Origin of the sequence: Nonomuraea zeae (genome assembly GCF_005889725.1) — a bacterium.
Lineage (GTDB): Bacteria > Actinomycetota > Actinomycetes > Streptosporangiales > Streptosporangiaceae > Nonomuraea > Nonomuraea zeae.
In genome coordinates, this window is record NZ_VCKX01000004.1 from 107,563 (window position 1) to 115,949 (window position 8,387).

11 protein-coding genes and 1 pseudogene are annotated in these 8,387 nt (G+C 68.7%); 7 read left to right on the forward strand and 5 right to left on the reverse strand.

The window, feature by feature from the left end; genetic code table 11:
- Positions 1-5: 5 nt before the first annotated feature.
- The 6 genes from ETD85_RS02530 to ETD85_RS02555 all read left to right on the forward strand — a co-directional run bounded on the left by ETD85_RS02530 (position 6) and on the right by ETD85_RS02555 (position 5,397).
- Positions 6-1,073, forward strand: coding sequence for a peptidoglycan-binding protein (locus ETD85_RS02530; protein WP_138687932.1), 1,068 nt, complete (start codon positions 6-8; stop codon positions 1,071-1,073).
- Positions 1,070-1,753 (forward strand): ABC transporter ATP-binding protein, encoded by a 684-nt coding sequence (locus tag ETD85_RS02535; RefSeq protein ID WP_138687933.1) that lies wholly within the window; start codon positions 1,070-1,072, stop codon positions 1,751-1,753. Before ETD85_RS02530 ends, ETD85_RS02535 begins: the two co-directional genes overlap by 4 nt.
- Complete coding sequence (locus ETD85_RS02540) at positions 1,753-2,925, forward strand: ABC transporter permease (protein WP_138687934.1); 1,173 nt, start codon at positions 1,753-1,755, stop codon at positions 2,923-2,925. The genes ETD85_RS02535 and ETD85_RS02540 overlap by 1 nt, the downstream gene beginning before the upstream one ends.
- A gap of 317 nt (positions 2,926-3,242) precedes the next feature.
- Positions 3,243-3,437, forward strand: a complete 195-nt coding sequence (locus tag ETD85_RS02545; RefSeq protein WP_138687935.1) for a hypothetical protein — start codon at positions 3,243-3,245, stop codon at positions 3,435-3,437.
- Between the two features lie 368 nt (positions 3,438-3,805).
- Positions 3,806-4,771: a GlxA family transcriptional regulator gene (locus ETD85_RS02550; RefSeq protein WP_138687936.1), complete on the forward strand. Its 966-nt coding sequence runs from the start codon at positions 3,806-3,808 to the stop codon at positions 4,769-4,771.
- Positions 4,772-4,773: 2 nt separating this feature from the next.
- Positions 4,774-5,397 carry a DJ-1/PfpI family protein gene (locus ETD85_RS02555; RefSeq protein WP_138687937.1) on the forward strand — a complete coding sequence of 208 codons (624 nt, stop codon included), beginning with the start codon at positions 4,774-4,776 and terminating at the stop codon, positions 5,395-5,397.
- Positions 5,398-5,536: 139 nt separating this feature from the next.
- Here the strand turns inward: ETD85_RS02555 and ETD85_RS02560 are convergent, their stop codons facing one another.
- From ETD85_RS02560 to ETD85_RS02575, 4 genes and pseudogenes are all read right to left on the reverse strand, one after another.
- Positions 5,537-5,794 carry an integrase core domain-containing protein gene (locus ETD85_RS02560; RefSeq protein WP_138687938.1) on the reverse strand — a complete coding sequence of 86 codons (258 nt, stop codon included), beginning with the start codon at positions 5,792-5,794 and terminating at the stop codon, positions 5,537-5,539.
- A 140-nt stretch (positions 5,795-5,934) separates the two neighbouring features.
- Positions 5,935-6,099: pseudogene (locus tag ETD85_RS67415) on the reverse strand (DDE-type integrase/transposase/recombinase); the annotation flags it as partial.
- Entirely contained in the window at positions 6,072-6,389 is a 318-nt protein-coding gene (locus ETD85_RS66665; protein ID WP_138687940.1) for an IS3 family transposase, read from the reverse strand. The gene ETD85_RS66665 and the pseudogene ETD85_RS67415, both read right to left, overlap by 28 nt.
- 108 nt (positions 6,390-6,497) lie before the next feature.
- Positions 6,498-6,833, reverse strand: a complete 336-nt coding sequence (locus tag ETD85_RS02575) for a transposase (RefSeq protein WP_206058041.1) — start codon at positions 6,831-6,833, stop codon at positions 6,498-6,500.
- Between the two features lie 271 nt (positions 6,834-7,104).
- Between ETD85_RS02575 and ETD85_RS02580 the strand changes: the two genes are divergently transcribed.
- On the forward strand, positions 7,105-7,533 hold the full coding sequence (locus ETD85_RS02580) for a hypothetical protein (RefSeq protein ID WP_138687941.1): 429 nt from the start codon (positions 7,105-7,107) through the stop codon (positions 7,531-7,533).
- A gap of 252 nt (positions 7,534-7,785) precedes the next feature.
- Here ETD85_RS02580 and ETD85_RS02585 read toward each other — a convergent pair whose 3' ends face one another.
- Entirely contained in the window at positions 7,786-8,343 is a 558-nt protein-coding gene (locus ETD85_RS02585; RefSeq protein WP_240778823.1) for a pentapeptide repeat-containing protein, read from the reverse strand.
- Between the last annotated feature and the right edge of the window lie 44 nt (positions 8,344-8,387).

Consider the following 8,387-nt stretch of genomic DNA (forward strand, 5'->3'; position numbering starts at 1 on the left):
GTGCGATGCGCTGGGTGGCCGCGCTGGTGGTGGCCGGCGCACTGGTGGTCGGGGGTGGCTGGGTCCTGCGCGCCGACCCGTTCGCCGCGCCCACTGCGAGCACCACCGCCCAGAGCCCGGCCAGGACCGGGCTGGCACAGGTGACCAAGGGCACATTGTCGGCCCGTACCCTGCAAAACGGCACGCTCGGCTACGCGGGCAACCACCAGATTGTCAACAAGGCCGCCGGTACGGTGACCAAGCTGCCCGCCGTGGGCCAGGTCGTCACCGCGGGCAAAGTGCTCTACCGGGTGGACGGCAAGCCCGTGGTGCTGCTCCACGGTGCGGTTCCCATCTACCGGTCGCTGTCGTGGGGCGCCGACGGCGCCGACGTTCAGCAGCTGAACGCCGCGCTGGTGACGCTCGGCCACGCCACCAAGGACCAGCTCGACCCCGAATCCGACTACTTCGGCAGGGCCACCTACAACGCTCTTCGGGAACTGCAGGACAGGGCCGGGCTGGAAGAGTCGGGGAACCTTGCACTCGGCCAGGCGGTGTTCGTGCCGGCCAAGACGATCCGGGTGCTGAAGGTGAACGCGGTCAGCGGCGCGCAGACGGCGGCCGGGACCGTGGTGCTTGAGGCATCCTCGACGGCCCGGCAGGTTACCGTCGAGCTGAACGCCGGCCGGCAGAGCCAGGTGGCCGTCGGCGACAAGGTGATCATCACGCTGCCCGACGGCAAGACAGTGCCGGGCCTGGTCTCCGAGGTCGGCAAGGTCGCCACCACCTCCGACAGCGGGACCACGATCGAGGTGAAGATCCGGCCGACCAGGCCGAAGCAGACCGGCAGCCTGGATAAGGCGCCGGTACAGGTCTCGATCGTCACCGGCACCGCCGAGGACGTGCTGTCGGTGCCGGTGAATTCGCTGCTCGCGCTGGCCGGTGGCGGCTACGCGGTCGAGGTCGTGGACGCCGGTGGCGAGCATCGGCTGGTGGGTGTGACGACGGGGCTGTTCGACGACAGCGAGGGCAGGGTCGAGGTCACCGGCGACGGCCTGGCCGAAGGTCAGCGCATCGTGGTGCCTGCGTCATGAGGAGTGTTCTGGAACTGGACCGGGTGAGCAAGGTCTATCCTGGCGCGACACCGGTGGTGGCGCTGCAGGAGGTCAGCTTCACCGTCGAGGCCGGCGAACTGGTCGGCGTCGTGGGGCCGTCCGGGTCGGGCAAATCGACGCTGCTGCAGGTCATGGGTACGCTGGATCGGCCCACCTCGGGCACGGTACGCATCGTCGGCGACGACGTGGCGAGCATGTCCGACCGGGCCTTGGCCAGGCTGCGGGCGATGCGGATCGGGTTCGTCTTCCAGCAGTTCTTCCTGGCCCAGCACGCCACGGCTGTGGAGAACGTGGCCGACGGCATGCTGTACACCGGTGTCAGATATCGCGCCAGGCTGCAGGCGGCGTCCGAGGCATTGGAGCGGGTCGGGCTGGGGCATCGCCTGGACCACCGTCCCCCCCAGTTGTCGGGCGGTGAGCGGCAGCGGGTCGCGATCGCCCGCGCGCTGGTCGGCAACCCGGCGATCGTGCTGGCCGACGAGCCCACCGGTAACCTCGACAGCGTCTCGGGAACCGCGATCTTCACCCTGCTGAAGGAACTCAACGCCGAAGGCGCCACCATCATCATGATCACGCATGACCGGGAGCTGGCCGCGAGGCTGCCGCGCCGCATCGAGATGCTGGACGGGCACCTCGTCGCCGATGGGCGGGAGCCGTGATGTATCCGGCCGACCTGGCGCGGGTGGCCAGCCTGGGACTGCGGACCCGGCGGATGCGGGCGGCCCTGTCGGCGCTCGGCATCGCCATCGGCGTCGCGGCGATGGTGGCCGTGCTGGGCTTGTCGGCCTCCTCCCAGGCCGGGTTGCTGGCCGAGATCGACAAGCTGGGCACCAACCTGCTCACCATCACCCCCGGCCAGACCATGGGCGGCGACAATGCGAAGCTGCCCGGCGACGCGCCGGGGATGATCGCCAGAATCGGCCCGGTCGAGAAGGTCGAACACACCGGCAAAACCACGGCCAACGCCTTCCGCAACCCCTACATCCCCGCCTTCAACACCAACTCGCTGAGCGTCAACGCGGCCAGCCTGGACCTGCCCGGCGCGGTGCGCACCAGCCTGGCTCAAGGCGCCTATCTCAACGCCGCCACCGCCCGGCAACCGGTCGCCGTCCTCGGCGCCGACGCTGCCCGGCGTCTCGGCATCGCGAAGATCCACCAGGGGATGCGCATCTGGGTCGGCGGGCAATGGTTCTACGTCGCCGGGATCCTCAACCCGGCGAAGCTGACGCCGGAGATCGACTCCGCGGTACTGGTCGGCTATCCGGCCGCCGAAAAATACCTGCGCTTCGACGGCCATCCGACCACGATCTACGTGCGGGCGGCCACCGAACACGTGCCCAGCGTGCGGAAGGTACTGGCCGCCACCACCAACCCGCGCAATCCCGGCGAGGTCAACGTCAGCCAGCCCTCCGCCGCCCTGGTGGCCCGCGCGGCCGCCCAATCCGCGCTAAACGGACTGTTCCTGGGCCTGGGCGCGGTCGCACTGCTCGTCGGCGGCATCGGCGTCGCCAACACCATGGTCATCTCGGTCCTGGAACGCCGCTCCGAGATCGGCCTGCGCCGCTCCCTCGGAGCGACCAGAGCAGACATTCGCCTGCAGTTCCTGTCGGAGGCGATCCTGCTGGGCGCGCTCGGCGGCCTCGCCGGCGTGGCCCTCGGCGCCCTGGCCACCACCATCTACACCCACATCAACAACTGGGCCACCGTGATACCCCCGCTGGCCTGGGCCGGCGGGCTGGGCGCGGCCGTCGCCATCGGCGCAACCGCCGGGCTGCTGCCCGCCATCCGCGCGGCCCGCATGCAACCCACCGAGGCGCTGCGAACCGTCTGACAAGCCCGGCTCGACGGGGCAAACCCGTCGCGCCGGGCTTCAGGATGCCGGGCGGTCCGTTGATCGGATACTCACGACACTCGCCCGCCCGCCACGCCCGCCTCCGCGCGAGCGCACCCCTGTGACCACCGCAGCACGTGGGCACGAGGGGTGCCCCGCGTCCGGCGCAGGCCACTCCCGTGAGATCACCTGCCTGCGCTTTCCCCCTCGACCGCGAACCCGGCCCCTTGGTCCTGGCCCCACCCCATGCGTCACAGGGCGCTGAGCGCCTCCTGACAGGCCTTTCTGCATCCGTCAGCTGGGCCTGCGGCACCCCTATGGAGCCGCTGCTGACCATCGCCACGGACGAGTGGGACGCCAGCCGGATCCCATACGAGAACCAAGCCGCCGCATCGTCCACCGGCTACGGCCACCCCGACCCGAGTAACCCGGCCGCGGTCCAGATCGGCCGCGGCTACAACCAGCAGCTCTACCCCTGCCCGGCAGCGCCGAGCATCCGCACACCGAGCTGATGCAGGAGCCGGCCCAGGCAGCTGCGCGAACGCCCGACGCATCGTGACCACGTTGCTGCGCGCCGGACTTACCCCGAACGTCCGGACCGAACCCGCTCTTGGCAGCGTCCCGCAACTGCACATCATGAGCTGCTGCGGCCATGCCTCTCGTTTGGGTCATGTGGCGCGATTCTTACCAACGGGTCCAATGCGGCCGCGACCATGTACGTGCTTGCGCTTTAAGGTTTCATGATCGTTTTGACGCTCGGCGGTAGCTGTCACTTCCCGGGATAGCCGTCACCTGAGCGCCGATCGGCAACCTGTCCATGGCCTAATTTGCAATACCTGTGTCATTGACGCCATCCACGTCACTGACCAGGATGAATGTCATGCGGCGACGAGTGGTTGTGGTGATCTTCGAGGGGTTCCAGCTCCTTGATCTGGCCGGGCCAGTGGACGTGTTCGAGACCGCGAGCTTGTTCGCCCAGGAGGGCGGCTACCGGGTGGAGGTGGCCGCGGTGCGCGCCGGCGCCGTGGCGGCTCACGGCGGGATCGCGATCGACGCGGCAATAGCCCTGCGCGAGGTCGAGGGGCCGGTCGACACGCTGCTGGTGCTGGGCGGCCTGAAGGTCCCGGACTGCGTGGATGATCGGGAGCTGGTTGGGCAGATCGCCCGGCTGGCGCGTGTGAGCCGCCGGGTCGCGTCGGTCTGCACCGGAGCCTTCCTGCTGGCCGAGGCCGGGCTGCTGAATGGCCGACGGGCGACCACGCACTGGATGGCGGCCGCCGACCTCGGCCGCCGTTACCCGGCTACCACGGTGGACGCCAATCCGATCTACATCCGGGACGGGGAGGTCTGGACCTCGGCCGGAGTCACCGCTGGAATCGACCTCACGCTCGCGCTGGTAGCCGAGGACCACGGCCACGCGCTGGCCCGGAAAGTCGCCCGCGGGCTCGTGGTGTACCTGCACCGGCCGGGCGGTCAAGACCAGTTCAGCACCCCAATGAGGGCCGGCACACCGCGCACCGAGCCGCTGCGCGAACTCCAAGCCTTCATCGACGCCCACCCCGCCGATGACCTGAGCGTGCCGGCACTGGCCCGGCGCGCAGGGATGAGCGAGCGCCACTTCTCGCGGATCTTCACCAACCAGACCGGAGTCTCTCCCGGCCGATACGTCGAGCGCAGCCGCGCCGACGCCGCTCGCCGACTGCTGGAGAGCACCGGCCATCCGCTCGACCGCATCGCGAGCCAATCCGGGCTCGGTACGCCAGAAACCCTCTACCGCGTCTTCCGCCGACACTGGCGGACCTCACCCGGCGACTACCGCCGCCGGTTCCAGACACAGGAGAACTGACCATGCACGTCGCCATCCCTCTCTACCCCCGGTTCACCGCCCTGGACGCGGTCGGCCCCTACACCGTTCTAGCCTTCGCACCGGGCTGGACGGTCACCTTCGTGGCCGCCGTACCCGGCCCAGTCATCGACGACAAAGCCAGCCTCGCGATCACCGCTACCGCCTCCTTCGCCGACCTACCTCGGCCGGACATGATCCTGGTACCCGGAGGTCCCGGCACCCAAGCCGCCACGGGCGACCAGCAACTGTTGTCCTGGATCCGCGCCGCGCACGAGCACACCCGATGGACCACCTCGGTCTGCAGCGGCTCCTTCGTCCTCGGCGCGGCCGGTGTGCTGGCCGGTCGTAAAGCCACCAGCCACTGGGGCTGGGCCGAGCAGCTTCCCGCCGTCGGCGCCGAACACGTCAAGGAACGCGTCGTATTCGACGGCAAGATCGTGACAGCCGCTGGAATCTCCTCCGGCATCGACATGGCGCTGACCTTCCTCGCCGAGGCGCAGGATGAGGAGACGGCGCGGACCGTGCAGCTCGCGATCGAATACGACCCCCAACCGCCGTTCAACGCCGGCAACCCTCATACCGCCCCCGCCTTCCGGCGCGAGGCCGCACTGAACCTGATCTTCTGACCGCATAACGAGCAGCAGCTACCCGTTCCAGCAATACGCGTGCGGCCTCGAGCAAAGTGTTGGGGACATTGGTGAAGTCGGTATGTGTCCGGGGTAACCCTCATGTGTCAATCCCCTGGAATGGAATCGTGGAGACGGTCTATGCCACAGCGGTCCTCAGCAGGGCCGATGAGGCTTGTCTCTTCTCGATCATGTGACGTTCGAATGTGACGGGCGGCAGGCCGTCATTGGCGCTGTGCCGCCGGGTGGTGTTGTAGAAGTCCGCGATCCAGGTGGCGATCTTGAGGCGTGCCTCGGCCCGGGTGCCGAACCGGTGGCGGTGCACGTACTCGACCTTGAGGGTGCTGTTGAACGCCTCGGCGGCTGCGTTGTCGAGCGCGCAGCCGACCCGGCCCATCGACTGGATGACACCGGCAGAGGCGTTCAGCGAGCATCTAGACTTGCTGCTGAGCAGCAGTGTTGCGACGACTGATTGAATCCGAGTTCCGAGCCGCGGTCGGAGTGAAAGATCACCCCGTCCACGTCACCGCCGCGGGTGGCCACCGCCATCTGCAGCGAAGCGCAGGTCAGCGCCGCATCGTGATGCTCGGACATCGCGTAGCCGAGCAGCCGGCCCGAGAACAGGTCCTCGACCGTGGCCAGGTAGAGCCTGCCCTCATCGGTGTCGATCTGCGTCACATCGCCGCACCACAGCACGTCCACAGCACGTCCGCAGCGGGCGCGGCGAACTTCCGCCGGACCAGGTCCGGGGCGGCCGGCCGCTTGCCCTGCCGGGTCAGCGAGCGCGGCTTACGCCGTCTGCGGCCGGACAGGCCAAGCTCGACCATCCGCGCCCCAACCGTGTTCTGCGACACCCGCCAGCCCGCCTCATGCAGATCCTGGGTGACGCGAGGCGACCCATAGGTGCCGCCTGAGGCCTCGAACAGGCGGGTGATCTCCGCATCGAGGTCGGCCCGCCGGCGCTGGCGGGCGGTCGGCGCGTCATCGCCGATGCGGTTCTTCCATTTGCAGAACCAGGACTGAGACGCCCAGCGCCCGGCAGGAGATGGTGTGGTCGATGCCGTGCTCGGTCTTCTGGGAGCTGATGACGGCCGCCACGCTTATCCGCCCATCGCCTCCTTGACCCACAAGACCACCGAGCGCTTGAGCACGTCACGCTCGTCTTCCAGCTCGGCGCGTTCCTTCTCCCAGGCCGCCTTGTCCTGGGCGTGCCGCTTGGCCAGCTCGGCCTTCTCCCGCCGCAGCCGGGCCAGTTCCTCCTGCTCGGACTCCTTCAGCGTTCCGCTCCCGTCGCCGTCACCGTCGCCGTCGCCGTCGCCGTTGTACTGCTCGGCGAGCCGATCCATCTGCACCCAATGGTGCAACGTGTACGGGCTGATCCCCAGATCCCGCGCCACCTGAGCCACGGGCTTGCCGGTCTCCTTGACGATACGCAAGCGCCCCGGCCCAGAACTCCGGATCAAAGCGCCGCCGCGTAACTGCTGCCACGACCAAACCTTTCCCGGTTCGGTCTCCACGCTATGAGGGGAAGGCCACTTTCGCATTGACCGCCAACTCGAAGAGGCTCTGACCCGCGGCCCGATCCCCTGCATCTGGCTGCCGTGTTCGGCATCGACGACAAGACCGCCATCCGCTACGCCAATGCCGCCCGCCACCTCCTGCAGACCGCTGCGGAAACGCCCGAACCACCGTGACACCATAGGCGTCGTGATCCCCGCGGATGAGCTTGTCAACCGAAAGCTGCTCCAGGCGACGGTGTCCTGGCACACCCATCCCAGCGATGATCAAGCCTCACTGGTGCATATGTGGTTGCACCTGAGCGATCTCGGCCCGGTTCGCTTTCACACCGCCCCCGACGCCTCGCTCGAGCTGACGCTCGATCAACCACACAACTCCTATGACATGGACGAGTACGGCCAGGTCACCGTCGGTCCCGCCGCAGAGAACTTTCTGATGAGCCGATTCATCGGTCAGTCGATCCGAGCCGTTCACCGCATCATCGACCACCGGATCGGGACGGAGATCGGCCTCCGGCTCGAACTCGATCACGGCGAGATGCGCATCCTCAACCTGGGCGACGACCTGGTCATCACTGACACTGCCCTGCCGGACGCGCTCGAAGCCGCTCTCCGCTGACACTCTCCTCAACGTTCAGTGCGCTGAACCCACGAGGCGAACAGGCCTTGAGATGCCGAACCCACGTGAGTTCCCGCTGAAACACCTTCAGTTCGCGTGAACTCTGGGCTTTCTGGGGCCCTCCGCTCGGGTCGCCGCCACCAGGCGCAAAGTAGCTGAGAGCAACCGGGCGTTCCGGACGTCTTGTTAGCGAGCAACCCCGCCCGGTCTCCCCCGCAGGAACAGGGACGGGACCCGAGTCTCGTTGGTGAGCTACTCCGGCAGCGGCCCGAACTTCGTGGCCCAGTCAACCCCGGCCACCGCCCGCACCTGCTGCTCAGTTGTCCCGCGTACACCCCTCAAGTCGGCGCCGGCCAGGTTCGCGCCGGCCAGGTCCGCGCCGCTCAGGTCCGCGCCACTCAGGTCCGCGCGGGTCAGTTGCGCCTCGGGCAGGTCCGCGAGGGTCAGGTCCGCGCTGGTCAGGTCAGCGTCGTACAGGTCCGCGCCGCTCAGGTCCGCGAGGGTCAGGTCCGCGCCGGTCAGGTCCGCGCCGCTCAGGGCCGCGCCGGTCAGGTCCGCGCCGTGGAGGTTCGCGCCGGTCAGGTCCGCGCCGCCTAGGGCCGCGCCGCTCAGGTTCGCGTCGGTCAGGTCCGCGCCGTGGAGGTTCGCGCTGGTCAGGTCCGCGCCGCTCAGGTTCGCGCCGGTCAGGTCCGCGCCGTGCAGGTTCGCGCCGGTCAGGTCCGCTCGGGGAAAGCGGCTGTTGGAGAAGTCTGCGCGGCCCGTAATGGAGTCGCTGTTGTTGAAGGGGGTCAGGGTGGGAGCAATGGTCAACGCTGCGACCACATCGGCGGGGGGACGCACGAGGGGGGCACTCG

Bases quoted from the DNA above. Each gene is read 5' to 3' on its own strand.
- ETD85_RS02545 (WP_138687935.1), top strand. From the start codon at position 3,243: ATGGAGCCGCTGCTGACCATCGCCACGGACGAGTGGGACGCCAGCCGG.
- ETD85_RS02550 (WP_138687936.1), top strand. From the start codon at position 3,806: ATGCGGCGACGAGTGGTTGTGGTGATCTTCGAGGGGTTCCAGCTCCTT.
- ETD85_RS02535 (WP_138687933.1), top strand. From the start codon at position 1,070: ATGAGGAGTGTTCTGGAACTGGACCGGGTGAGCAAGGTCTATCCTGGC.
- ETD85_RS02560 (WP_138687938.1), bottom strand. From the start codon at position 5,794: ATGGGCCGGGTCGGCTGCGCGCTCGACAACGCAGCCGCCGAGGCGTTC.
- ETD85_RS02540 (WP_138687934.1), top strand. From the start codon at position 1,753: ATGTATCCGGCCGACCTGGCGCGGGTGGCCAGCCTGGGACTGCGGACC.
- ETD85_RS02530 (WP_138687932.1), top strand. From the start codon at position 6: ATGCGCTGGGTGGCCGCGCTGGTGGTGGCCGGCGCACTGGTGGTCGGG.
- ETD85_RS02555 (WP_138687937.1), top strand. From the start codon at position 4,774: ATGCACGTCGCCATCCCTCTCTACCCCCGGTTCACCGCCCTGGACGCG.